The 24698-nt window shown below is 49.6% G+C and carries 23 protein-coding genes and 1 pseudogene; 16 read left to right on the top strand and 8 right to left on the bottom strand.

Annotation, left to right across the window (positions count from 1 at the left end):
• Positions 1-3 precede the first annotated feature (3 nt).
• The 9 genes from purQ to purD all read left to right on the top strand — a co-directional run bounded on the left by purQ (position 4) and on the right by purD (position 10741).
• Positions 4-696: a phosphoribosylformylglycinamidine synthase subunit PurQ gene (purQ, locus tag AN963_RS28050; RefSeq protein ID WP_055747756.1), complete on the top strand. Its 693-nt coding sequence runs from the start codon at positions 4-6 to the stop codon at positions 694-696.
• A complete protein-coding gene (gene purL, locus AN963_RS28045) occupies positions 677-2920 on the top strand; it encodes a phosphoribosylformylglycinamidine synthase subunit PurL (protein ID WP_055747755.1) in 2244 nt (747 codons plus the stop codon). Before purQ ends, purL begins: the two co-directional genes overlap by 20 nt.
• On the top strand, positions 2905-4323 hold the full coding sequence (gene purF, locus AN963_RS28040; protein WP_055747754.1) for an amidophosphoribosyltransferase: 1419 nt from the start codon (positions 2905-2907) through the stop codon (positions 4321-4323). Before purL ends, purF begins: the two co-directional genes overlap by 16 nt.
• A gap of 34 nt (positions 4324-4357) precedes the next feature.
• Positions 4358-5398 carry a phosphoribosylformylglycinamidine cyclo-ligase gene (gene purM / locus AN963_RS28035; RefSeq protein ID WP_055747753.1) on the top strand — a complete coding sequence of 347 codons (1041 nt, stop codon included), beginning with the start codon at positions 4358-4360 and terminating at the stop codon, positions 5396-5398.
• Positions 5392-6003 (top strand): phosphoribosylglycinamide formyltransferase, encoded by a 612-nt coding sequence (gene purN / locus AN963_RS28030; protein ID WP_055747752.1) that lies wholly within the window; start codon positions 5392-5394, stop codon positions 6001-6003. Before purM ends, purN begins: the two co-directional genes overlap by 7 nt.
• A 137-nt stretch (positions 6004-6140) precedes the next feature.
• Positions 6141-7205: a PD-(D/E)XK nuclease family protein gene (locus AN963_RS28025; RefSeq protein ID WP_055747751.1), complete on the top strand. Its 1065-nt coding sequence runs from the start codon at positions 6141-6143 to the stop codon at positions 7203-7205.
• A gap of 96 nt (positions 7206-7301) precedes the next feature.
• Positions 7302-7664: a hypothetical protein gene (locus AN963_RS28020; RefSeq protein ID WP_055747750.1), complete on the top strand. Its 363-nt coding sequence runs from the start codon at positions 7302-7304 to the stop codon at positions 7662-7664.
• A gap of 216 nt (positions 7665-7880) precedes the next feature.
• A complete protein-coding gene (purH, locus tag AN963_RS28015) occupies positions 7881-9428 on the top strand; it encodes a bifunctional phosphoribosylaminoimidazolecarboxamide formyltransferase/IMP cyclohydrolase (protein WP_055747749.1) in 1548 nt (515 codons plus the stop codon).
• A 35-nt stretch (positions 9429-9463) separates the two neighbouring features.
• Positions 9464-10741, top strand: a complete 1278-nt coding sequence (gene purD, locus AN963_RS28010; protein ID WP_055747748.1) for a phosphoribosylamine--glycine ligase — start codon at positions 9464-9466, stop codon at positions 10739-10741.
• 59 nt (positions 10742-10800) lie between these two features.
• Here the strand turns inward: purD and AN963_RS28005 are convergent, their stop codons facing one another.
• From AN963_RS28005 to AN963_RS27995, 4 genes are all read right to left on the bottom strand, one after another.
• The gene (locus tag AN963_RS28005) at positions 10801-12015 is read right to left on the bottom strand and encodes an MFS transporter (protein ID WP_055747747.1); all 1215 of its coding nucleotides are present in this window, start codon (positions 12013-12015) and stop codon (positions 10801-10803) included.
• Positions 12016-12026: 11 nt separating this feature from the next.
• Complete coding sequence (locus AN963_RS28000) at positions 12027-12470, bottom strand: MarR family winged helix-turn-helix transcriptional regulator (RefSeq protein WP_083497086.1); 444 nt, start codon at positions 12468-12470, stop codon at positions 12027-12029.
• An 87-nt stretch (positions 12471-12557) separates the two neighbouring features.
• Positions 12558-12704, bottom strand: a complete 147-nt coding sequence (locus tag AN963_RS31360) for an EYxxD motif small membrane protein (protein ID WP_162531862.1) — start codon at positions 12702-12704, stop codon at positions 12558-12560.
• 12 nt (positions 12705-12716) lie between these two features.
• Positions 12717-13253 carry a YgaP family membrane protein gene (locus AN963_RS27995; protein WP_083497085.1) on the bottom strand — a complete coding sequence of 179 codons (537 nt, stop codon included), beginning with the start codon at positions 13251-13253 and terminating at the stop codon, positions 12717-12719.
• Positions 13254-13417: 164 nt separating this feature from the next.
• Between AN963_RS27995 and AN963_RS27990 the strand changes: the two genes are divergently transcribed.
• The 6 genes from AN963_RS27990 (at position 13418) to AN963_RS27965 (ending at position 20648) form a co-directional block, all read left to right on the top strand.
• On the top strand, positions 13418-15172 hold the full coding sequence (locus tag AN963_RS27990) for an adenine deaminase C-terminal domain-containing protein (RefSeq protein WP_055747914.1): 1755 nt from the start codon (positions 13418-13420) through the stop codon (positions 15170-15172).
• Positions 15173-15468: 296 nt separating this feature from the next.
• Positions 15469-16731 carry a branched-chain amino acid ABC transporter substrate-binding protein gene (locus tag AN963_RS27985; protein ID WP_055747746.1) on the top strand — a complete coding sequence of 421 codons (1263 nt, stop codon included), beginning with the start codon at positions 15469-15471 and terminating at the stop codon, positions 16729-16731.
• Between the two features lie 152 nt (positions 16732-16883).
• Positions 16884-17837 carry a branched-chain amino acid ABC transporter permease gene (locus tag AN963_RS27980; protein ID WP_055747745.1) on the top strand — a complete coding sequence of 318 codons (954 nt, stop codon included), beginning with the start codon at positions 16884-16886 and terminating at the stop codon, positions 17835-17837.
• A 9-nt stretch (positions 17838-17846) separates the two neighbouring features.
• Positions 17847-19130 carry a branched-chain amino acid ABC transporter permease gene (locus tag AN963_RS27975; protein ID WP_055747913.1) on the top strand — a complete coding sequence of 428 codons (1284 nt, stop codon included), beginning with the start codon at positions 17847-17849 and terminating at the stop codon, positions 19128-19130.
• A gap of 18 nt (positions 19131-19148) precedes the next feature.
• Complete coding sequence (locus AN963_RS27970) at positions 19149-19925, top strand: ABC transporter ATP-binding protein (protein WP_055747744.1); 777 nt, start codon at positions 19149-19151, stop codon at positions 19923-19925.
• Between the two features lie 15 nt (positions 19926-19940).
• Positions 19941-20648 carry an ABC transporter ATP-binding protein gene (locus tag AN963_RS27965; RefSeq protein WP_055747743.1) on the top strand — a complete coding sequence of 236 codons (708 nt, stop codon included), beginning with the start codon at positions 19941-19943 and terminating at the stop codon, positions 20646-20648.
• Between the two features lie 67 nt (positions 20649-20715).
• Here the strand turns inward: AN963_RS27965 and AN963_RS27960 are convergent, their stop codons facing one another.
• From AN963_RS27960 to AN963_RS30660, 4 genes are all read right to left on the bottom strand, one after another.
• Positions 20716-21849 (bottom strand): ABC transporter permease, encoded by a 1134-nt coding sequence (locus AN963_RS27960; RefSeq protein ID WP_055747742.1) that lies wholly within the window; start codon positions 21847-21849, stop codon positions 20716-20718.
• On the bottom strand, positions 21833-23020 hold the full coding sequence (locus tag AN963_RS27955) for an HlyD family secretion protein (protein ID WP_236708116.1): 1188 nt from the start codon (positions 23018-23020) through the stop codon (positions 21833-21835). The genes AN963_RS27960 and AN963_RS27955 overlap by 17 nt, the downstream gene beginning before the upstream one ends.
• A gap of 241 nt (positions 23021-23261) precedes the next feature.
• The gene (locus AN963_RS27950) at positions 23262-23903 is read right to left on the bottom strand and encodes a TetR/AcrR family transcriptional regulator (RefSeq protein ID WP_055747740.1); all 642 of its coding nucleotides are present in this window, start codon (positions 23901-23903) and stop codon (positions 23262-23264) included.
• Positions 23904-24113: 210 nt separating this feature from the next.
• Positions 24114-24191 carry a YjcZ family sporulation protein gene (locus tag AN963_RS30660; RefSeq protein ID WP_236708135.1) on the bottom strand — a complete coding sequence of 26 codons (78 nt, stop codon included), beginning with the start codon at positions 24189-24191 and terminating at the stop codon, positions 24114-24116.
• A gap of 220 nt (positions 24192-24411) precedes the next feature.
• Between AN963_RS30660 and AN963_RS30655 the strand changes: the two are divergent.
• Positions 24412-24657: pseudogene (locus AN963_RS30655) on the top strand (catalase-related domain-containing protein); the annotation flags it as partial.
• Between the last annotated feature and the right edge of the window lie 41 nt (positions 24658-24698).

Raw genomic sequence — 24698 nt, 5'->3', positions numbered from 1 at the left:
GTCATGCGAGTAGCGGTTATCGTCTTTCCCGGCTCCAATGCCGACATCGATTTGCACAACGCGGTTGAAGACGTCATGGGAGTGCCGGTAGATTACGTATGGCACTCGGATACAGATCTCTCCGCCTATGATGCGATCTTTTTGCCAGGCGGTTTCTCCTATGGGGATTACCTGCGCTGTGGCGCCGTTGCCCGTTTTTCGCCGGTCATGGAACAAGTGGTGAAGGCGGCGGAGGAAGGCAAGCTGGTCATGGGGATTTGCAACGGATTCCAGATCCTTACCGAAGTGGGATTGTTGCCTGGTGCCCTTTTGCGCAACCGTTCCCTCAAGTTCCGTTGCACATTGGCAGGACTGCGAGTGGATAACAACGATACCCCCTTTACCCGCGACTATGCGGCAGGGGAAGAGATTAAAATTCCGATCGCCCATGGCGAAGGAAACTACTACTGTGATGAAGAGACATTGGCACAGCTCAAAGCGGGCAACCAGATTGTCTTCCGTTATCACGGTGAAAACCCGAATGGCTCTCTTGAAGATATTGCAGGCATTTGCAACGAACGTGGCAACGTTCTGGGCATGATGCCTCACCCTGAGCGTTCTGTCCATACATGGATGACTTCCGATGACGGACGCCGCTTGTTTACCTCGATCCTGAAGACGTGGAGGGAACGGAACAGTGTCACAACTCACGCATAAAGAACCGACAGCCGAACAAATTGCCGATCAGAAAATCTACCGCGAGATTGGTCTGACGGATGAAGAATACCAACGCGTCGTAGATATCATCGGCCGCAAACCGAACTGGACAGAGACTGGTCTTTACAGCGTCATGTGGTCGGAGCACTGCTCGTACAAAAACTCCAAGCCAGTATTGCGTCGCTTCCCAACCAAAGGTCCTCGTGTTTTGCAAGGTCCAGGGGAAGGCGCAGGCATCGTGGACATCGGCGATAACCAAGCCGTTGTTTTCAAAATCGAGAGTCATAACCACCCATCTGCGATCGAACCTTACCAAGGTGCGGCGACAGGGGTAGGCGGAATTATCCGTGACGTGTTCTCGATGGGCGCGCGTCCGATTGCTGTACTCAACTCGCTTCGTTTCGGGGAGCTAAAGACTCCTCGTGTCAAATATTTGTTTGAACACGTAGTTGCAGGGATCGCTGGCTACGGTAACTGCATCGGAATTCCGACAGTAGGCGGCGAAGTAAACTTTGACCCGACCTACGAAGGCAATCCACTGGTAAACGCGATGTGCGTCGGTCTCATTGACCACGAGAAAATTCAAAAGGGTGTTGCTTCGGGTATTGGCAATCCCGTTATCTATGTAGGCGCAAGCACAGGCCGCGATGGGATTCACGGTGCTACCTTCGCATCTGAAGAGCTCACCGAAGAATCTGAGAAAAAGCGTCCAGCGGTACAAGTCGGCGACCCGTTCATGGAAAAACTGCTTCTGGAAGCATGTCTGGAACTCATCGACACCGGTATCGTTGTAGGAATTCAGGACATGGGAGCAGCAGGACTCACCAGCTCCAGCTCCGAGATGGCTTCCAAAGCGGGTAACGGAATCGAGATGAATCTGGATCTGGTTCCGCAACGCGAAGCAGGCATGTCTGCTTATGAAATGATGCTGTCCGAATCGCAAGAGCGCATGCTTGTTGTCGTAGAAAAAGGCAAGGAAGCAGAAGCGATCGCGATCTTTGACAAATGGGGCTTGGCATCCGCAGTCGTGGGTAAAGTAACAGAAGACAGCTTGTTGCGCCTCTTGCACAACGGTGAAGTAGTTGCTGAAGTACCTGTTAACAGCCTGGCTGACGACGCTCCTGTGTATCATCGTCCATCGGCAGTTCCTGCTTACTATGAGGCAAATGCCAACGTAGATGCAGTAGCGGCGATCAACCAGCCTGCTGATTTGAACGAAACGCTAAAAAGCTTGCTTGCCCAACCGACTGTAGCGAACAAATCGTGGGTGTATGAGCAATACGATCACATCGTACGTGCAAACACAGCGGTCAAGCCTGGTTCTGACGCAGCTGTTGTCATGGTTCGCGGCACACGCAAGGCACTGGCGATGAGCACAGACTGCAACGGCCGTTATGTGTACCTCGATCCAAAAGTGGGCGGCGCGATTGCAGTAGCAGAATCTGCTCGCAACGTCGTTTGCTCCGGTGCAGAACCACTGGCGATCACCGACTGCCTCAACTTCGGTAGTCCGGAAAAGCCTGAGGTGTTCTGGCAGTTTGAAAAAGCGTGCGAAGGCATGAGTGAAGCTTGCGTAGCATTGGATTCGCCGGTAATCGGCGGTAACGTATCTTTCTACAATGAACGCAGTGGTGATGCGATCTATCCGACACCAACCGTCGGAATGGTAGGCTTGATCACTGATGTGGACCATATTACAACCCAAAACTTCAAGCACGAAGGGGACGCGATCATCCTGCTGGGTGAGACTTTCGCAGAACTCGGTGGCTCGGAATATCAAAAGATGGCGACAGGGTCTATCTCCGGTCGTCCTCCACAAATCGATCTGGCCAAAGAAGCAGCTGTACAAAAGCTGACATTGGCTGCGATCCGCAAAGGTCTTGTTAAGTCCGCTCATGACTTGTCCGAAGGTGGTCTGGGAGTGGCTCTGGCTGAATCCTGCTTCGGCGAAAACTTTGGTGCACAAGTGACACTGGAATCGGCATTGCGTCCAGACGTCCTCTTGTTCAGCGAGTCGCAATCTCGTATTTTGCTCAGCGCGTCTAACGATCAAGTAGAAGCATTGCTTGCACTGGCGGCTGAACACGGTGTGCCAGCTGGGCAAATCGGAACAACTGGCGGAGAAAGTCTGGTAATCAGCGTGAACGGTACAGAAGCGGTCAACGCTTCGATTCAAGAGGTGAAAGCAGCCTGGAAGGATGCGATTCCATGTTTGATCGGGTAATCTGGGACGAACTGAATGAAGAATGTGGCGTCTTTGGCATCTACAATCACAAGGAAGCTCCCCAGCTGACTTACTTGGGGCTGCATGCTCTGCAGCATCGCGGTCAGGAGAGCGCAGGTATCTGCGCCTCCGACGGCGAGAAATGGTATAAGCACCGCGGTATGGGACTTGTATCTGAAGCATTTGGCAAAGGTGACCTGGAGAAATTCAAAGGGCACATCGCCATCGGGCATACCCGTTATACGACGGCAGGCTCCAGCAAAATCGAGAATGCACAACCGCTCTTTTTCCGTTACGCGCAAGGCAGTATGGCCGTCGCTCACAACGGAAACCTGGTAAACGCGGCTGTCCTCCGAAAAGAGCTGGAGGCTAAAGGCTCCATTTTCCAAACAACGAGTGATACGGAAGTCATCGCCCATCTCATTGCTCGCTCTGAGAGAACCGATCTTCCAGGTGCAGTGAAAGATGCTCTGCAGCACATCAAGGGCGCCTATGCCCTGTGTGTGATGAACGAGCGCCAGCTAGTGGTTGCCCTCGATCCGAACGGACTGCGTCCACTGTCGCTGGGACGATTGGGAGATGCTGTCTGTGTCGCTTCTGAGACCTGTGCTTTTGACATTATCGGTGCAGAGTACTGGCGCGACGTACAGCCAGGCGAACTGATCGTTGTCGACGAAAATGGCGTTCTGGAAACACACCATACAGAGAAGACACAACGTTCGATGTGCATCTTTGAATACATTTACTTCGCTCGTCCGGACAGCGACATTGACGGGATCAACGTGCACATGGCGCGCAAACGTCTGGGCAAGCAGCTTGCCAACGAATCCGCAATTGATGCAGATGTCATCATCGGTGTACCCGATTCCAGTATTTCTGCCGCTATCGGTTTTGCCGAAGCGACAGGTGTTCCTTACGAGATCGGTCTGATCAAAAACCGTTATGTGGGACGTACGTTTATTCAACCAAGCCAGGAATTGCGTGAACGCGCTGTTTATATGAAGCTTTCTGCTGTGCGCAAGGTAGTGGAAGGCAAACGCGTGGTGATGATCGATGACTCGATCGTTCGTGGAACCACGAGCAACCGCATTGTTCGCATGCTGCGTGAAGCAGGTGCAAAAGAAGTACACGTACGAATCAGCTCGCCACCTGTCATGAATCCGTGCTTTTACGGAATCGATACCTCGACGCGCGATGAACTGATCGCTTCTACCAAATCCGTAGAGGAAATTCGCCAAGTCATCGGTGCTGACTCGCTGTCATTCCTGTCTGTGGAAGGAATGCTCGATGCGATCGGTCGTGAAGATACGGCTCCAAATAATGGGCATTGCCTTGCTTGTTTCACCGGGCAATACCCGACCGAAATTGATTTTGAAGAAGCACTGCCAGCTCTCAAATGCTAAGGCAGACTAGTACCTCTTGTGAGGGGGAGAAACGATGAGTGAAGCATATAAACAAGCAGGCGTAGATATTGATGCGGGGAACGAAGCAGTCGAACGCATGAAAAAGCATGTGAAGCGGACATTCCGTCCCGAGGTACTGACTGATTTGGGCGGCTTCGGTGCGCTGTTCCGTATGGATACCAAGAAATATGAGAAACCGGTACTTGTATCAGGCACGGACGGTGTTGGCACCAAGCTGAAGCTGGCCTTTGCCATGGATAAACACGACACCATTGGCATCGACGCGGTAGCGATGTGTGTAAACGACGTGGTCGTACAAGGGGCCGAACCTCTTTTCTTCCTCGACTATTTGGCTGTCGACAAGGTCATCCCTGAAAAGATTGAAGCGATTGTCAAAGGGATCGCTGACGGCTGCTCACAGGCTGGCTGCTCCTTGATCGGTGGAGAAACGGCGGAAATGCCGGGTATGTACACGGAGGGCGAGTACGATATCGCGGGCTTTACCGTCGGTGTAGTAGATGAGAGCAAATTGATTACCGGTTCGACTGTCGCGGCGGGCGACGTGTTGATCGGGCTAGCGTCCAGTGGCGTGCACAGCAACGGGTTTTCTCTCGTACGCAAAGTGCTCTTGGCTGACAAAGGAATGTCGCTCCACGATCATGTAGACGTGCTGGGCAAAAAGCTGGGCGAAGAATTGCTGACGCCTACACGCATTTACGTGAAGCAAGTCCTGTCTGTACTGGAATCGCATGAAGTAAAGGCGTTGGCTCATATTACAGGCGGCGGCTTCACGGAAAACATCCCGCGTGTGCTCCCGGAAGGTACACAAGCAGTGATCGACGTAGGCTCCTGGCCTGTCCTGCCAATCTTCTCACTGGTGCAGGAAGCAGGCGGAATTTCTTATCCTGACATGTACAAAACCTTTAACATGGGAATCGGCATGATGCTGGTTGTCAAACAAGATGATGCGGTATCCGTTATCGAAAAGCTGCAGGAGCTCGGTGAACAGCCGTACCTGATCGGCAACATTCAGGCGGGTGAACGCAAAGTCGTATACAACGGGGTGGAATGGTGAAAAAGGTAGCCATTTTCGCCTCGGGCAGCGGTTCCAACTTTGAAGCGATCGTGCAAGCTGTGCAAAGTGGAAGGCTGAACGGAGTGGAAGTCTCACTCCTCGTCTGCGACAAGCCGGGAGCGAAAGTACTGGAACGTGCAGAGCGACTAGGGATTGAAGCGTTTGTCTTTCAACCAAAGGAGTTCGTGGATAAAGCAGCCTTCGAAGCGGAAATCGTCGCCCAACTTCGTCAGCGCGATGTCTCCCTCGTCGTGCTAGCTGGATACATGCGTCTCGTTGGGGAAACGCTTCTCTCATCCTACGACGGTCGTATTATCAATCTTCATCCATCGCTTTTACCGGCATTTACAGGCAAGGATGCAGTCGGACAGGCACTCGCTTACGGGGTAAAGATTACGGGGGTAACGGTGCACGTGGTGGATGCCGGTCTCGATACGGGGCCCATCATCGCGCAGATTCCTGTGGCGGTGCTAGAGGACGACACATCTGAGACACTGGCAGCTCGCATCCATGAGGTCGAACACGGTCTTTTGGTCGAGGTGATCAGCTGGCTGGTAGATGGGCGTGTAAAGCTGGATGGACGTCATGTTCAGCTGACTTCATGAAATCGATAGCAAAAGCGCTCTTGTTCATTTGAGGAACAGGCGCTTTTTTTACGTGGAAAAGGAGTCCTGTGGCGCAGAAGGAATTCTTTTAGGTGATATCATCACAAGCTTTCGCGATAAGGATAGGTGAGCTTTGTTTGAATTCGCTCTTTGGTAGGCTCTACAACTTGTTAAAAGCTCAGGAGAAAGATGTACTGGAAGATTATTTGACCGAAATTGTGGCAGATATCTTTGATGACCCCCAATTACTGGCAGACTTTCTTACCCATTTCACGGACGAGCAGTGGGACGAGCTATCCCAGGTGGAAGTGACCACGCAAAAAACGTATGCCAAGCTCTCAGGCCACGCGACGGACAGTAGGCCGGATCTGGTCATCTCGCTACGTAAAGGTCAACAGCCGTGTCTCGTATTTTTTGAAAACAAGATCGACAGCGGTGAAGGTCACGAACAGTTGAAGCGGTATGCGGATCATTTGCAGCTCCACGAGCAAGATGGGGTAAACACTACTTTGTTTTACGTGACCAAAAGACATGATCCCAAGAAACGTGACGAGGTCATTCAGACGGGAAGCAGGACGAAGTTTCGCCAGCTCCGCTGGTATGAATTTTACAAGTGGCTGAGCAAACATCCCAACCCGTATGGTCATAAAATCCTATCTTATATGGAGGAAATGCAATTGAACGAAACCAGAAAATTTCTGCCGCAGGATGTGTATGCCCTGCAACATATGGGACGCCTGCAATCGATGATGGATGCGAGTCTGGATGGTGCTGTGGATGAAACAATGACCAAATATTTCGGGAAAGCAATAGGCTGGTCCAATCGAAACGTGCAGATGAGAGATTTGGATCGCTACATCAAGACGAACGATCAAGGAAACGGCATCTGGGTCGCGTGTGGCTACTATTTTACGGATGACGATTATCCGCTGGTCAGCGTAATGATGGAAGTCAATCCGAATGCAAAAAACCGCTCCGATATTGTCACAGCGATGAAATGGATGGACGAGAATCAGGAAGATTGGGTAGGAACGGGATTGCATGATCCTACGAAATGGTCCATGATTTCCTGCGATGTCAGCCTGCTTCATTTCCTCGGAGAAGATGACCATATCTTGGCGATTCAGAAGCATTTCATCGGAAAAATGGCGGAATTGCACCAGCTCGCCCAGCAATTTCCTCAGCTGGAGTGGAAAATCTAATAGGACAATATAACGCTGTGGATTAAGGTAAACCAAATGGTTCCTCCTGACATATGGTAAAAAGAAGTGTAAAGCCGTAATCGAGGAGGTGCCCATTTGAGCGGGGATTTTGTAACCGATTTGCTGGGCAAGCTAAGCAAGAGAACGGGGCGGGAATGGACGCTGGCCGATATTATGAAGCTTGCGGAGAAGTTCCCAAAAGGTGGCTCGAAAGACATCGACTCGATCATGAACGAGTTGTCGGATATGGGACTTAACGTTCCCGAAGAGACACGCGAAAAAGTGAAAGAGCGTATGCAGTCTATCACGATGGATGAACTGGGAAGCTTCATGCCCAAGGATGTCAAAGGCAAACGCAGCAAGGCTAAAAAGCCGAAAACGGCGGCGGGAAAGGCCAAACATCTTTCCCTTGCTGAACGAGTCAGGAAATTGTCAGGTAAAAAAAAGAAATCGCGGTAATGAATCGCATAAGATAAGAAAAAAGCAGTCGCGCGTGCTGAACCAAGCATAGGCGGCTGCGTTTGTTTTACCTGACGAAAACCTTGATGAAAACGTACATTTATGTTTTAATAGTAAAGGAATGTTCGTGTTTTGTTTCGAAAACCACGAGCTTAGCATCGAAGAACAGCCTCGTTGAGGTTTAAAACTAAAGTAAAAGTCCAGGAGGTTCTATCCGTGAGTGTGAAAAAAGCGTTGATCAGCGTTTCTGACAAGACAGGATTGATTCCGTTTGCTCGTCGTTTGGCAGCTGCCGGGGTAGAGATCATTTCAACCGGAGGCACGGCTTCTCTCTTGAAAGAAGCGGGGGTTCCCGTCATTGGTATTTCCGAAGTAACCGGATTTCCGGAAATTCTGGACGGACGCGTCAAAACACTGCATCCGAATATCCACAGCGGTCTCTTGGCTGTGCGCGACAACGAAGCACATCAAAAACAACTGGAAGAGCTTCAGATCGAAACGATTGATCTGGTAGTCGTAAATTTGTATCCTTTTAAAGAAACCATTGCCAAACCAGATGTGACGTTTGAAGAGGCAATCGAAAATATTGATATCGGCGGTCCTACTATGCTCCGATCCGCTGCAAAAAATCACGCATTTGTCAGTGTCGTAGTCGATGCAGCTGATTATGAAACCGTCGCAACTGAAATTGAGACGAGCAAAGATACGACCTTGGAGACGCGCCGTCGCCTGGCTGCGAAAGTATTCCGTCATACAGCTGCCTACGATGCACTGATTTCGCGCTATTTGAGTGAGCAGGTAGGCGAACTCTTGCCAGAGAGCTTCACAGTAACGTATGAAAAGGCACAGGATCTGCGTTACGGAGAGAATCCACACCAGCGTGCTGCCTTTTACCGCGAGCCGTTGGCAGGGACTGCTAGCATCGCATACGCTGAGCAATTGCATGGCAAAGAGCTCTCTTACAATAATATTAATGATGCGGATGCGGCACTCGCCATTGTTCGTGAATTTTCGGAGCCGGCTGTGGTTGCGATCAAGCACTCCAATCCTTGTGGCGTTGGAATTGGCACTTCAATCCGCGAAGCCTACCAAAAGGCGTATGAAGCAGATGCGGTGTCTATCTTTGGTGGCATCGTCGCTGCGAATCGCACGATCGATCGCGATACCGCAATGGCGATGAAAGAAATCTTTCTGGAAATCATCCTGGCTCCAGACTTTACAGAAGAAGCCTTGGCGGTGTTGACCGAGAAAAAGAATCTCCGTCTCCTGCGCATCCCTACCTTGAATGAGGCTTCGGTAAAAGAAAACCACTTCCGCGTAGCACCGGTAGCGGGTGGTGCTTTGGTACAGGACTACGATTTGAAACAGCTCGAAGAAGCAGAAGTCCGTGTAGTAACGGATCGTCAGCCGACTGAAGAGGAAATGGAACAACTGAAATTCGCCTGGAAAGTAGTCAAGCATGTGAAGTCCAACGCCATTTTGCTGGCGAAAGACAACATGACCGTCGGCGTAGGCGCAGGCCAAATGAACCGCGTAGGCTCTGCGAAAATTGCAATCGAGCAGGCGAAGGATCTGGCAAAAGGTTCCGTACTGGCATCGGATGCATTCTTCCCGATGTCCGATACCGTAGAAGCAGCGGCAGAAGCAGGTATTACAGCCATCATTCAACCAGGCGGTTCGGTTCGTGACCAAGAGTCGATTGACGCGTGCAATCGTTTTGGAATCGCAATGATTTTCACCGGTACTCGTCATTTCAAACACTAATAGAGCGCATGACCTCTAACACAGGAGGAAATACGATGAATATTTTGGTAATTGGCGGTGGCGGACGTGAACACACTATCGCCTGGAAATTGCTGCAAAGTCCGAAAGTGAAAAAAGTATACTGTGCACCGGGTAATGGCGGTACGGCTCAGATCGCGCAAAACGTACCTATCGGCGTATTTGATTTTGCGGCCCTGGCTCAGTTTGTAAAAGATGAAGGGATTGACCTGACTGTGGTCGGCCCTGAAGATCCACTCCTGGAAGGCATCGTGGACTTTTTTGAGGAGCGTAACCTGCCGATCTTTGGCCCAAATGGCAAAGCGGCGATGATCGAGGGAAGCAAATCGTTTGCGAAAAAACTGATGATGCGATACAACATCCCGACTTCCGCTTATGAGTCGTTCCTCGACTATGAATCTGCAGTTGCCTATGTTCGTGAACAGGGAGCGCCGATTGTCGTCAAGGCAGACGGCTTGGCAGCAGGCAAAGGTGTCGTGGTAGCAGAAACGCTGGAAGAAGCAGAAGAGGCACTGCGTCAGATCATGGAAGAAAACGTCTTCGGTGAAGCGGGTACACGTGTCGTCGTCGAAGAGTGCATGCGTGGGGAAGAGCTATCCCTGCTGTCATTCGTCGATGGGGCGACCGTAAAGCCCATGATTACCTCGCAGGACCACAAGCGTATTTTCAACGATGATCGCGGACCGAACACAGGTGGCATGGGGACGTACGCGCCTGTTCCGCAAATGTCCGATGAGCTGGTGGAGCAGATTGTGGAGACGATCGTCAAACCGATGGCGGAAGGAATGGCCAAGGACGGTATTCCGTTTAAAGGCATCCTGTACACGGGCTTGATGATTACCGAGCAAGGTCCAAAAGTAGTGGAGTTCAACGCTCGTTTTGGCGATCCGGAGACACAGGTCATCCTGCCGCTGCTGGAAACTGACTTGCTCGATATTTTTGTGGCTACCATCAAGGGCGAATTGGATGCAGTAGACGTGAAATGGAAGAAGGGCAGTGCCGTATGTGTCGTAATGGCGGCGCCCGGCTATCCAGGGGAGTATCCAAAAGGTCAAGTGATCCAAGGGCTGGAACGCACAGGTGCGGATGTTACCGTCTTTCACGCAGGGACGAAGGCAACGGACGGAGGCATCGTGACGAGTGGTGGTCGCGTGCTGGGCGTGACAGCAACAGGAGAAGATCTGGCGAAAGCGCGTGAGGCAGCCTATCAAACGGTACAAGCGATCTCGTTCGAGGGTGCTCAGTACCGGACGGACATTGCAGCAAAAGCGATGCGCCATCAGCAATCGAAATGAATAAAGTAGCAGCAGCCCAGGCAAACCTATGCCTGGGCTGCTGTTTTTTACAATACTTCTTACGCTTCGATATTTTGAGTGACGGGAGCGGTCACGACTGTGTTTTTGCTTTTTTTGGCTGCAAATACCCGGGAAAGAGCATACACGATCAGAAACAGCACCATGAGCAAGGCAGATAAGCGATACATCATGGCGTAGCTCGAATGGGCAGCGATTACTCCAAGCAAGATGGAGCCAACAGCGATTCCGCAGTCGATGGAATTCAAAAAGAATGCATTCGCCATGCCTCTTTGCTCTGGTTTCACTTCTTTGACCATCCACGCTTGTGCGGAAGGCTGAATGCATCCATACCCGAGGCCGTACAACAGAGCAGAAATGATGAGAATCACGTTGTTGTTCACGTAGGACAGACCTAGCAGACCGAGGGCGATCAAGATGGCTCCCGGGGGAAATACGGCGATATGACCTTTCTTATCGAACAGCTTGCCTGCAATCGGACGAACAAGGACGATGGCTATGGCGTTGCAAAGGAAAAACCAACTGATATGTTCAATATTTGCTTCTTTTCCGTATATGGCCAGAAAGCTCACCAATCCTCCATATGTGATGGACATACAGAAATTAAGGAAGGCAGGAAGCAAGATTTTTTTGTCATAAAAACGCTTTAGTCCAGTCTCATGGGCATGAGCACCAGGGGTAGGCTGTTTGTAGGCGCGGATGATGGAAGTGAGCGGGAAGATCAACAGGATGAAAGCCACCCCGACTGATAACATTGATCCAAATCCGAATGTCGTCAAAACGGTAAGGCCGATCATCGGACCCAATGCTTGGGCCAAGCTTTGAGACAGACCATAGTAGCCCATGCCTTCGCCCAGTCTTTTTGCAGGAATGGCGTTCGTAACGATGGTAGGAAGCGTCGTACTGCTGATCCCGAATCCGGCACCAAACAGAGCGCGCATTAGCAGTAACAGCACGATAGAGCCGGTCCAGTAGTAACCCGCTGTCGTAATCCCGACGATACAAAGTCCGATAATCAATATGACTTTACTGTTCTTGGTCTTCAGTAATTCACCCGTGAAAATTCGGGCAACAATGGCACCCAAAGCAAAAAAGCTGGCAGTTAAGCCTGCTACAAAATCATTAGCTAAGTAAGTTTCTTTCGCATAAGTAGGAAAGGTAGGTAATTGCATTTGAACGATCAGAAATAAAAACAAATTGCTCACAGTAATGAGGACGAAATCCTTCGACCACAGTTTCTCTCTCTGTTCTCCCAATGTTGACACTCCTATTCTTTGGTATGTCTGTTTACGTTGTCGGCGATTTGCAATAGGGTCTGTCTCAATACGTGGAGCTCCTCTTGACTCATTCCATCGACTACCTCTGCTATAGCTTTGGCTTCTGCGGGAGATGCCAGCTCAATCCATTCCCGTCCTTTTGAGGAGAGCATGAGCAGAAAGGCGCGCCGATCAGTATCGCTCGTCTTTTTCTCGATAAATCCTTTTTTGGCTAGTACGTCAAGAATCCGAGTGATGGTGGGCTGGTCTTTGGCGGTGCGAAGCGCAAGTTCCTTTTGATTGATGCCTTCTTGTTTGCTTAAGCAAAACAAGACAGAGAATTGCTCCGGGGTCAGATCGAACTCCCGTAAATGTGTGGTGACATGCATAACGATTTTTCGGTACGTTTTCCCCATTAGAAATCCAATCGATTCATCCTGCCAATGGTCAGTCAAGGGTACATCCTTCTTTCGTGAAAAATAGTTGCTTTGACAATTATATGCTAATCAAGTAATTTTGAAAAGAAAAAAGTACCGCCACGATCACTGGCGGTATCTTCCTTTTTTCCGTGAGATGTTGTAAGCAAAATAACCCATCACGGCAATCACGCCAATCACAGCGGCGATAACAAAAAAATTGTGGGATAGCCATTCATAAAGCGGAGTACCGTTTTTCATACCGCTTATCATAGGTATAGCCTCCTAAGAATAGGTTGGATACCGATGTTCTTCCTGACTGTAGCTCTCAGACTGACTCTTCACTTGTGAAGTTGTATTTTTTGATTCTTTGTCCTCAGAGCGGAACGAGATGAACTCTCGTGCAGCCTTTTCCAATTGTTCATCTTCGGCAGACAGTCTGTGTCCTCTTGAGTGGGAGGAGCTTTCTTGTCTTGCAGAGGTAGCGCTGTGCTGTTGAGGGCTGCTGCTCGCCTGTGTGCTTTCATCTTTTCTAGCGTTCATGGTACGAGCTACCTGTTTCATGACCATTTGCACGCCCTTACTCTTTGCCTGATCCATGATGTTCTGCATCCCTTTTTCGGAGCGGGTGTTGATCCCGAGTGCCCGGTACATCAGACAATTTCTTGTGACACCCTCAGCAACCTTCATGGCGGAAAAGGTCATCAAAAGCCACGGTGCGTTGTACGGCCGTCTACTCATTTTGCCTATGCCGTAAGCAAGTCCCAGCAAACCCCCGGTTATTCGGATGATGGCGTCTGTTGTCCCGACGTTTTTATGCATCGTATCTGCCTCCTATCGAATCCTTCTTCTAGAGCTAGTCTGCTTCGTTGGAGGGGAAAGCACCCCCGGAAATTGTTACTAGCGCAAGAGCAGGACTACGCTTCCACACGGCGAAGGAGTAAGGATGTAAGTGAATGAGCATTCAGTTGGGAGGAGAGGGCGAAATGCGGGTACGATCATTAACTACGGAGGCGTATCTTCACTTGATTCGCGTTAGCAGACGCTTGGCGCCAGCTAGTATGTGGATCAAGGGCGCACAAGTGTTGAATGTCTATACAAAGTCATGGCAGAGCAGCCATGTCGTCACGGCGGGCGAACGAATTGCGTATGTGGGAGAAAAGGAACCTATGGTGGATGAGCATACGGAAATAATCGATGCTACAGGACACTTTCTGGTTCCGGGGTATTTCGAGCCGCATGCACACCCTTTTCAATGGTACAATCCGTATTCGCTTGCTGATTTCGCTTTGCAAAGAGGTACGACAGCGCTGGTTTCCGATACGCTGATGCTGATGAACCTTCCTTTTGAACAAGTCAAAGCGATTATGGAGTCGCTCGATGCTCATCCAGTGAAGCAATATTTCTGGGGGCGGCTCGATCCGCAGACGGGGAAAGACCATCCGCAATTTACACGTGAGGGTTTGACGCGTATGCTAGAGCATCCCCTCGTGATACAGGGAGGAGAGTTAACCAACTGGCCAGGTGTGTTAGCTGAAGATGAAAAGCTGCTCTATGGGCTAAAGCACACGCGTGATTTGGGCAAACGAATGGAAGGTCACCACCCTGGTGCATCTGCAGAGACGTTGAACGCAGCAGCGGCTGCAGGAATAACTGCCTGCCATGAAGGGATTACCGCACAGGATCTGTTGCAACGACTCCAGTTGGGCATGTACGCAACCATGCGGCATTCCTCCATTCGTCCAGACTTACCTGAGCTAGTAAAAGGGTGGCTGGAGCTGGGGCTTCCGTGGTCACCACGGATGATGCTGACCTCCGACGGCAGCACGCCACCGATGCACAGGAATGGCCTCATGGACGGCACGATCCGAGTCGCGATCGAAGCAGGCATGCCTCCCGAAGAGGCATACGTGATGGCGACGTTAAATCCGGCCGTTTACTACGGGCTTGACGCGGAGATCGGTGGGATCGCGCCAGGTCGAATCGCTGACATGCTGCTATTAACCGCCAAAGATGATCCTACGCCTGTCGTAGTATTTGCCAATGGTCAACGCGCTGCACAAAATGGAGAGCTGCTCGTTCCTACCGTTGAGCCGAAATGGGAGGACTACTCGTTCCCAACGGTCGATGTATTGGAGGACCGAGCGAGTGCGGACTGGTTCCGTTTGCGACCAATAGAAGGAAAAACTCCTGTACTGCACATGTTAAATGCAGTGATTACCCGGTTGGAAATGGAGGAGCTCCCCGTAGACGAAGAGGGCTTTGTGACGATCAAGGACGATCCAGAGCTAGCATTGATCGTGAGTGTGGATCCTGTAGGGCGAAGAAGAAGTCTGGCGGTGCTGCGCGGGTATGGGCGTGATTTGCAAGGCTTGGCCAGCACGTACACCGCTTCGGGGGATTGGGTCGTCATCGGGCGTGATCCAGAGGCGATGATGGTTGCCCTGGAACGTGTCAGGGAAATCGGCGGTGGCGTAGTCCTTCTCGATGCGGGAGACGTCGCTTGTGAGTGCCCGCTACCATTAGCAGGGAAGTTCTCCGCAGCGCCTATGGACGAGGTTATCAGCATGGCGGAAGCATTGATTGAAAAGATTCGGGGAAAAGGACATATTCATCTCGATCCGCTGTACTCCATCCTGTTTTTTACCGCGACACACCTGCCCTACGCAAGATTGACGGCAGATGGAATCGTCGATGTCAAAACGGGCCATATCGTAGTCCCATCTCTTCCGCTCACTTGAGTGGAAGTTTTTTTATTTATAACGTTAATGCTTCACTACGATAAAGTAATGATATATCATTTTGATTTCAATTAAATTCCAAAAATGTTGAGTATGTATCTGTTAAACATGTATCTATAAATTATATTTTTTCTCTTGTAAATTTTTCGATTTATTTTACAATAAAGAAGAACCGGGCCATATCTATCTTTATACCTAACAGAAGAAGTGCTTACAAAGTCGCAACCAGGTAAATGGACGAAATGGTTTTGGGAAAACAAAAAATAAAGAATTATTAAAGGGGGATTCAATTCCGCATGAAAAAGCGCTCTCACATCAGCATTCTATCTGCGGTATTGGTAGCAAGCGTTGCATTAACTGGTTGCGCGGGTGGTAACAGCTCTTCAGGAGGAAACAGTGCGAGCGGTGGAAGTCAGCCGCCAGCACAGACTCAACCGAGCAGTAACTCTGGCAGCAGTGGCGGAAGTACTGCACCTGCAAACGGTGGAGTCATCAAGATTGCGACGCAAACTCCACTTTCCGGGAATCAATCCTCTCTCGGCGACGCAATCAAAACAGGTGCTGAGTACGCGCTGAACCACCGCAAGGAAGAATTCAAGGCATTAGGCTTCGACGTCCAACTCTTCCCTCAGGATGACCAGGCAGACCCGAAAATCGGGGTATCAAACGCAGAAATGTTGATTTCCGATCCTGATGTTTACGGCGTTGTCGGACACTTGAACTCCGGTGTTGCTATCCCTTCGTCTGTGAAGTACGAAGAAGGCAAACTGGTCATGGTATCGCCAGCGAATACCGCGGTCAAGTTGACGGAAGAAGGCAAGAAAACGGTACACCGTATTTGCGCTCGTGACGACGCGCAAGGACCGAAAGCAGCGATGTACGCAAAGAACACTTTGGGCGTAAAAACGGCTTTCATCATCCACGACAAGACAGCTTACGGTCAAGGTCTGGGCGATCAAGTCAAAATGCAATTTGAAAAAGATGGCGTGCAAATGCTTGGCTATGAAGGCATCACACAAGGAGAAAAAGACTATAGTGCTGTCCTCAACCAAGTTACAGCAAAAAATCCAGATATTATCTTTTTTGGCGGTTTGTACCCTGAAGGTGGTATCCTAATAAAACAAGCACGTGAAAAAGGCTACAAAGGATATTTTATGGGTGGCGATGGCTTGGACTCATCTGATATGATTAAAATTGCCGGTCCTGCCGTTGAAGGTGTCGTATTCACGTCTGTTGCGGGTGACGTGACACAAACCGAAGAGGGTAAGAAATGGGCAGATGAGTACAAGAAAACCACGAACAAGCCTCTAGAAACGTATTCCGTTTACGGATTTGACTCGATGAACGTTATCTTGAACGGAGTATTGGAAGCCATCAAAGCGAATGGCGGCAAAAAGCCTACTCGCGAGCAAGTCCTCGATGCTGTACACAAAACCAAAGATTTCCAAGGTCAATTTACCAAAGTTACCTTTGATGACAAGGGTGACAACACAAACGCAGACGTATTCATTTATAAGTATGACAAGGACAAATCCAACTTTGTAGGTAAGGCACAGTAATACACCAGACATCGTAGATCTTATCTTACAGCCTCATCCAAACCAGGGGCGACACGCGATGTGCGCCCCTACTTTTATGGGCATTCGTCATTTACTAATAGTGAATGCAGAAAATTTCTACAAGTTTACGAAGAAATGAGGGATGGGAAAGCATGTTGCTCAACATTTTGCCTCAGGTGTTGGTTGACGGTTTAACACTTGGCTTCATGTACGCTGTCGTGGCACTAGGCTACACCATGGTTTACGGGATTTTGGAATTTATCAACTTTGCTCATGGTGAAATTTTCATGGTGGGTGCCTTTGTCGGAACAGAGGTATTGCTGATTACCGACGCATTGGGTGCACTGGAAGGAATGAATCCGTTTGTCGCACTATTTATGACTCTTGTCATTGCGATGGTTCTGACAGGGGGATTGGGGGTCTTGATTGAGAGGGTCGCCTATCGACCACTTCGAGGGGCTCCGCGATTGGTTCCACTGATTTCAGCAATTGGTGTATCGTTTTTGCTGCAAGACCTTGTTCGTTTTACGGAAGCGCTGGCTCGTAATGAGTTTTATCTGAACACTCCTACTCTTTTCACTAGTCCGATCTCTCTTGGCGGTATTGCAACCATTCCGGCAAAAGGCTTGGTTGTCATTGTGCTCGCAATTGTAATGATGGTGGCATTGACTCTGTTTGTGAATAAAACAAAGTGGGGAATCGCCATGCGTGCCGTGGCACAAGACAGAAACACGGCATCGCTGATGACTATAAATGTAGACAAAGTGATCATGCTGACATTCTTGATTGGCTCCAGTCTTGGTGGAGCGACAGGCGTGTTGTTTGCACAAAACTACGGTACGATCGACCCGTATATCGGTTTTATTCTCGGGCTAAAGGCCTTTACTGCTGCAGTCTTGGGCGGAATCGGCAACCTGCGCGGCGCGATGGTGGGTGGCGTACTGCTCGGATTACTGGAATCTCTCTCAGGTGCCTACATGGGACCATTAACCAATGGTGCTTTCGGTGCCGAGTACAAAGACGTGTTTGCTTTTAGTATTCTAATCCTCGTGCTTCTCTTCAAGCCAGAAGGGCTGTTTGGCGAAGCTGTGAAAGAGAAAGTGTAGGTGAATCCGATGGCAAACATGAAATGGAAATCGTTCAATGGCATTCCTCTTGTCGTCACGCTGATTTGGATCGCCGTATTTGCTGCCTCCCTGCACTTCATGGATAAGTCAGTAATCGCGTTCTTGGGAATTCTTTCTTCCATCGTTCTGGTCTATTACACGAATGCATCTAAAGCGATCAAAATGGTGATTGGGGCAGCCGTGCTCCTGATTGTCATTCCGCTGGTAGCGGGGGACAATCGCTATTACATGGAGGTAGCCTCACAGGTAGGAATCTACGTGGCGATGGCACTCGGTCTGAATATCGTAGTAGGTTTTGCTGGATTGCTTGACCTGGGATATGTAGCGTTCTTTGCTGCAGGGGCGTATGCCTACGCGATTTTTTCCACATCGCAGGCGAATGAATTTATTGCAGGCAACCTGTTTCCGCTGAACGGTGAATGGTTCTGGCCGTTCCTCATTGTCGGATTGATTGTCGCAGCCGTATTTGGGGTATTGCTCGGTTTGCCCGTACTACGTGTAAAAGGGGATTATCTGGCTATCGTTACACTGGGTTTCGGAGAAATTATCCGGATCATTTTCAATAACCTGGACAAACCGATCAACATCACGAATGGTCCACAAGGGATCACTCCCATTCCGTCACCGGAGTTGTTTGGCCTCAAAATGGGGACACCGTTCTACTTCTATTTTATCGTGTTGTTCGTCATTGCCTTCATCGTGCTGGCAAATATCCGCTTTGAGCACTCCCGTCTGGGGCGTGCGTGGATTGCCGTTCGTGAAGACGAGCTGGCAGCCCAATCCATGGGGATTTCGCTCTTGAATACCAAGCTCGCTGCATTTGCTACAGGTGCATCCTTTGCGGGTGTGGTAGGCGTTATTTTCGCAGCGAAGCAGACCTTTATCGACCCTACTTCCTTCACGTTGATGGAATCGATCGGGATTCTCGTCATGGTTATTCTGGGTGGTAGCGGTAGCATTCCAGGTGTTGTACTGGGAGCTGCCTTCGTCACGATCTTGCAGGTGCAGCTGTTGAAGGAGTTCTCCAACTTCCTGCATTCCCTGCAACAGTCCGGCATTATTAATCTGCCGAACCAGTTGGACCCATCCAAGTTCCAGCGTCTCGTCTTTGGGATTATGCTGATTCTCGTGGCGTTGTATCGTCCGAACGGTCTGATACCGGCGAAGAGGAAGAAAAACGATCTCGATGCAATCAAAGCGAGCAAGTTTGGCCAAGCGAAACTGGGGATTCTCAGCAAAATCTCTCAAATTTCTTCGGGCAAACAATCGTAGGGACAAGGAGGGAAAATCATGGCATTGTTAGAAGCGAAGAGTTTGACGAAGCGATTTGGTGGTCTCGTTGCCAATCAGGACGTTTCGATTTCCATTGATACAGGTACGATTACGGCAGTCATTGGTCCAAATGGTGCAGGAAAAACGACCTTTTTCAATATGATCACGGGCTTTTACGAACCGGATGAAGGCGAGATCTTGTTAAACGGCAAAAGCATCAAAGGTCTGCGGCCAGATCAGATCGCGAGTCGCGGGATTACGAGGACGTTCCAAAATATCCGACTGTTCAAGGAAATGACGGCGCTGGAGAACGTGATGGTAGGCGTGCACAGCCGTTTGTCTGCAGGACTGTTGGGGATCTTGTTCAACACCAAGCGAGTGCGGGAGGAAGAAGAAAAAGCCCGCGTAGAAGCATACCAGCTGATGGAATACGTAGGAATTTCTCATGTAGCCAACGAGGCGGCAGGTAGTTTGCCGTACGGCCTACAGCGTCGCCTGGAAATCGCTCGCGCTATGGCGACCAATCCGAGCATTATTTTGCTGGACGAACCAGCGGCAGGGATGAACCCGCGCGAGACGGTGGAAATGACTGAATTCATTCGTCGCCTAAAGCGTGAGCTGGATCTGACCATCATCCTGATCGAGCATGACATGAAGCTGGTCATGGGCTTGAGCGAATACATTCACGTGTTGGATTACGGGCGCAAAATCGCAGAGGGAACACCGGAGCAAATCCGCAACAACCCAAACGTGATCGAGGCGTATCTCGGAAAAAGCGCGTCGGAAGTGTCGTAGGAGGAGGAAACGAATATGGCCTTGTTGGAATTGCATAACATTCACACCTATTACGGCGGAATCCACGCGTTGAAAGGCTTGACCATCACAGTAGATCAGGGCGAGGTCGTAACACTGATTGGTTCAAATGGTGCGGGGAAGTCGACCACACTGAAAACAATCTGTGGACAGACGCGTGCGCGTGAAGGGAAAATCGTGTTCAATGGCAAAGACATAACGCAGTATCGTACGCATGATGTCGCGCAGATGGGGATTGCCCACGTGCCTGAGGGACGGCGCATTTTCCCCAAGCTGACCGTTCGTGAGAATCTGGAGATGGGTGCATTCTCCGTCAGCGATAAAAAAGTGATCGAGGAAGGAGTCGAGCGGGCTTTTGCGTACTTTCCTCGTCTAAAAGAACGGATCAATCAAAAGGGCGGCACCATGTCCGGTGGAGAGCAGCAGATGCTTGCGATTGCTCGGGGGCTGATGATGAAGCCCAAGATCCTGATGCTCGACGAGCCTTCCATGGGATTGGCGCCAATTTTGGTGGAACAGATTTTTGACATCGTCACAGAGTTGAACAAAGAAGGCATGACGATCCTGTTGGTCGAGCAAAACGCGAATCAGGCCTTGTCGGTAGCCCATCGAGGCTATGTGATCCAGACGGGTGAAATCATTCTCAAAGACGATGCGCAGACCTTGCTGGCGAATCCACAGGTTCGCGAGGCATATCTGGCGTAGAGTAACATTTACAAGAAGCATAGTAAGGCCCCGTGTTCCTATGAGCGAGCACGGGGCCTTTTAGCTTTTACACGTGGTATGGTCCTTCTGCCAATGACGGAGCGGGGGGTGTGTCTTCTTGTTGCCTTGTTAGACTTTTCATTTCCTTTAGCATCAGGAGAAAGAGCACCAGCAAGATCACACAGATCAATATGAGATAATGCCCGAGCAGAGGGATAAAGTAACGGATGTCTCCACCTTTGTAGCCGAACCCGCGAAGGACCTGGAAGTGCAAGGACAGCGGAATGGCTTTGTTGACCCATTGGAGAAGAGTCGGTAGCAACGCGACAGGCACCTGACCTCCGCTAAGCAAAAAGGAAGGCATGATCATCATCACGATGCGGCCGCTCGCTTTTCCTGCTCCAGGCGCTGTCCAGCCGATCAGCATTGCAAGCAGGCTCGTGCATAACGTATACAAAAAGAAGGGGAGGAAGATTTGCAGCCAATTGGCTTCGAACCGCAGCCCTCCAAATTGCTTCAGTACCCCGATCACCAAATAGCAGGAGACGCAGCCAACAAGCGCATACGGTATGACCCGGAATACGATACCTAATGGGTTCTTCAATTCTTCTGGTAATCGACCTTGTTCTCGCAAGCGGGGAACAATCGAGATCGTGTTCAGACCGAGCAGGACGAGCATGACGACATTCACAAACATCATGATAGAGCTCATCGCGGTCTGGTTGGTGGGATTGTACAACGACCGTTGCTCCAAAGTCAGTGTCGAGGGGCCGCTCTTGGTCGCATTTTCGACGACAATGACTTCACTCACACCTGTCCGGATGCTATTAGCACTAGCGGTCAACGTCATGTCGAGATACATGCCTACATTTATAGGCTTTCCTTGCAGATAGGCCGTTTCCAAGCCTGCAGGCAAATAGAGTACGCCTGAATACTTTTCGTTGTACAGGAGAGGATCGGCTTCCACGTAGTTGTCGAAGACGCCGTTCACCTGGAGGTATTGAGAGGCATCAAGTTTGGTGATGAGCTGGCGGCTGTACACGCTATGGTCTTGGTCGACGACTGCCAATGATGCTTCGTTAACCGTGCTGTTTTGAAAGATGTAACTGAATACGGCGGCGACGATTAAGGGGACGATCAGAATCAGAACGACGAACTTACCGCGGGTGATGTGTTTCCATTCATCAATGATGGTCCACACCCGTATTCACCTCCACTGTCATTCCGGGCAGCAGCGAAGCGGTGCGAGGGACATCGACCCGAACCAGGAAGGAGCTTACATCCGATTGTCCTTTTTCCCGACTCATTCGCATGCTCGCATACTGTGGCGCGGAGGTAATAAATCGAACTTTCCCTTGGACGTCCTGGTTCAAAGCGACAACGCGTCCGTTCACCAGGCCGTCGACTTGGTAGTGGGAAATTTGTGATTCATCCACATATAGGTTGTAATACAGTTGCTTCGATTCCACGAGGACAACGGGTGCTCCAGGTGCTATGATCTCTCCCACCTTGGGAACGACTCGGGTGACTTTTCCATCTGTGGGAGCTGTCAGCACCATTCGTTGCTTTTGCAATTCCAATGTCTGCAGTTGAATCTTCAAAGCTTCTTTCTGTGTTTCTAGCAAGTCGATGTTGTACGCACTGTTTTGAATGTCCAGTCTTGCCTGAGAGGTTTGGGTCATCGATGTTTTTGCTTTTTCAGTCTGGAGGCGGGCTTGCTGACGTTCCTGAGTGGTAGCGCCCGTTTGCATTTTTTGCAGGACGGCTTGCTGTTGGGAAAGCCCATTTTGAGTGGATTCTAGCTGATTGCTAGCCGTATCGAGAGCCGCCTTTGATACGGCACCACTATCAAAAAGGGATTTGGTGCGATCGTAGTTGGTCTGGGCCAGATCGAGTGCTTGAAGGGCTGCTTCTATCGCGAGCTTTTGACGTTCGAGATCTTCAGTACGAGTTCCTTGGTTTAGCAGGCTTTCGGATGCTTGCGCGCTTTCGATCCCGAGACGCGCTTGCTGTTCTTGGGTGCTGACTTTTTCATACCCGTTTTGGAAGGCATCCTTGGCTTGTTTGATCTTTATCTCTTGCTGCTGAATGTCTGAATGAACTTTACGGATTTGCAGATCGAGGTCAGTGGAATCTAGCTGCATGAGGATGTCTCCCTGCTTCACAGGTTGTTCTTCTCCTACAAGGATGGAGGTCACCTTCCCACCCACACCTTGGAACGCCGCGTTTACCGTGTCCGCTGTCAGCAAGGTGTTTTTTTCCGCAGCGGCCATGGTTACGGTATCTGTTCCTTTCATCGCCATGAAAGCACCACCTACGCCAATCGCGATGATTACGAGAAGATAAGGGATCATTCGCCTTTTATTCGTCACCGGATGTTCTCTCCTTTTTTCCATAGATCCAGATAAGCGACACTTTGTTCATTAATAATCGTTGAGTGCATTTTAATTATATATAGGGGAAAAAAGAGTTCAATAATCAACATAAGCTTGTCCTGTTGATAAATGAACAGCGTGATACGTGAGTGTTCAGCAATTGAGAGGAACAGCAAAAAAGACTACACTTTACAACCCGTTTAGGGAGAGCGTAGTCTTGTCCTGTCTGAGAGTTCGATTAATCACTGGATTCTCTCTCTGGATGTGACGGGGAACGCTTGGAAAATAAGAGGCCAGTGGGACCGTTGAGGGATAAAGTAGCCATCATGGTCGCCAATTCTCTCGGGGTGTACTTCATACCTGATTCGAGCCAATGCTGAATGACTCCGAGATTGGCAGACGTGAAATACGCAATCAAATAATCGATAGGAACGATCTTTGCTGTATCGTTCGAATGAAGGGGAATGAGCTTCTCGTAGAAGGTGGTTTCCATAAAGTCTCTCAACTTTTTTTGAAAGGTAGGGTCGCCTTTAGGTCCCAGGATCGCTTTGAAAAAGGCTTTGTGTTCTGTCAAATATTCAAAGACTCGAATCATAGGTGGATAAATCTCGTTCCGAGCTAAAAATTGCATGACCTCTGTCGGTTGCGTATGCTTCGAGATTTCGATTAACCCTTGGATTGCTTCTTCCTCGCATTTCTCAAGTAAGTCGTATTTATCCACGTAATTGAGATAGAAGGTCCCGCGATTAAGACCTGCTCTCGATGTTAAATCCTTGACGGTGATGGCATCGAAGCCTTTCTCTTCGATTAATTCGGATAAGGCTTCTTTTAGCATTTTTTTAGTCCGGACGATTCTGGGATCAATGCTTTGCTTTGACATGCACTCTCACCTTTCCGTGAGCGAAGGCTCGTAGCCACTTAAAAAGGGCATTCATGTACGTTTCATTATAATGAACAAGATGATGGTTAATCAACGTAGAGTTCATTAAATAGGAGGATCAGGAGGATGGTTCAACAGAATGCTACGCGGTTAATAGAAATAGGGAGAGCATCGTCTCCCTATTTTTTGTGTCGTTTTCCTACGTAATGATTAACAATCACAGCCTACGATCACCAGCAAGATAAAAAGCACAAGAATTAACGTAAAGTTATCGTCAAAGAAGCCCATTGTTTTTTCCCTCCCTTTTATCATGACTGCTCACAGAATATGAACAAGGTGTCGATTTTGCTTGGGTAAATGAGGAGAGAGCAGCGTGGAAAACTGCAAACGGAAACAAGAATATTTTGGACGAATATTTGTTAATTATAATTAATATAAAAAAGTATTAATTTTATTTTGAAAATCATTATCATGGGACGTATAGCAAACAACCATTTCAACCATTGAAGTAACGGGTTATGCAGACAGCGTCGCCTATGATCACGATGATCATTACACGCAAGCTGGCGATTTGTACCGCATGTTGAGTGAAGAAGAGCGGGCACGTCTGGTTCAAAACATCGCTGGGGCGATGAGTGGTGTGCAAAAAGAAGAGATCAAGCTGCGCCAAATCCATCATTTCTACAAAGTAGATCCGGAATATGGACAGCGTGTAGCTGAAGCACTTGGTCTGGCAGTCCAGCAAGAAAAGTAATCGATAAGTAAGAAAAAAGATAGAGGACCCCCTTCGAGTAA

The organism is Brevibacillus choshinensis (assembly GCF_001420695.1).
GTDB classification, from domain to species: Bacteria; Bacillota; Bacilli; order Brevibacillales; family Brevibacillaceae; genus Brevibacillus; species Brevibacillus choshinensis.
Note: the sequence above shows the minus strand (reverse complement) of the source record. Positions and strands in the feature narration are given on the sequence as shown.

Excerpts from the sequence above, each read along its gene's own strand:
- purQ (WP_055747756.1), top strand. The coding sequence starts at position 4 with ATGCGAGTAGCGGTTATCGTCTTTCCCGGCTCCAATGCCGACATCGAT.
- purF (WP_055747754.1), top strand. The coding sequence starts at position 2,905 with ATGTTTGATCGGGTAATCTGGGACGAACTGAATGAAGAATGTGGCGTC.
- purM (WP_055747753.1), top strand. The coding sequence starts at position 4,358 with ATGAGTGAAGCATATAAACAAGCAGGCGTAGATATTGATGCGGGGAAC.
- purN (WP_055747752.1), top strand. The coding sequence starts at position 5,392 with ATGGTGAAAAAGGTAGCCATTTTCGCCTCGGGCAGCGGTTCCAACTTT.
- purD (WP_055747748.1), top strand. The coding sequence starts at position 9,464 with ATGAATATTTTGGTAATTGGCGGTGGCGGACGTGAACACACTATCGCC.
- AN963_RS31360 (WP_162531862.1), bottom strand. The coding sequence starts at position 12,704 with ATGATAAGCGGTATGAAAAACGGTACTCCGCTTTATGAATGGCTATCC.
- AN963_RS27995 (WP_083497085.1), bottom strand. The coding sequence starts at position 13,253 with ATGCATAAAAACGTCGGGACAACAGACGCCATCATCCGAATAACCGGG.
- AN963_RS27990 (WP_055747914.1), top strand. The coding sequence starts at position 13,418 with ATGCGGGTACGATCATTAACTACGGAGGCGTATCTTCACTTGATTCGC.
- AN963_RS27985 (WP_055747746.1), top strand. The coding sequence starts at position 15,469 with ATGAAAAAGCGCTCTCACATCAGCATTCTATCTGCGGTATTGGTAGCA.
- AN963_RS27980 (WP_055747745.1), top strand. The coding sequence starts at position 16,884 with ATGTTGCTCAACATTTTGCCTCAGGTGTTGGTTGACGGTTTAACACTT.
- AN963_RS27975 (WP_055747913.1), top strand. The coding sequence starts at position 17,847 with ATGGCAAACATGAAATGGAAATCGTTCAATGGCATTCCTCTTGTCGTC.
- AN963_RS27970 (WP_055747744.1), top strand. The coding sequence starts at position 19,149 with ATGGCATTGTTAGAAGCGAAGAGTTTGACGAAGCGATTTGGTGGTCTC.
- AN963_RS27965 (WP_055747743.1), top strand. The coding sequence starts at position 19,941 with ATGGCCTTGTTGGAATTGCATAACATTCACACCTATTACGGCGGAATC.
- AN963_RS27950 (WP_055747740.1), bottom strand. The coding sequence starts at position 23,903 with ATGTCAAAGCAAAGCATTGATCCCAGAATCGTCCGGACTAAAAAAATG.
- AN963_RS30660 (WP_236708135.1), bottom strand. The coding sequence starts at position 24,191 with ATGGGCTTCTTTGACGATAACTTTACGTTAATTCTTGTGCTTTTTATC.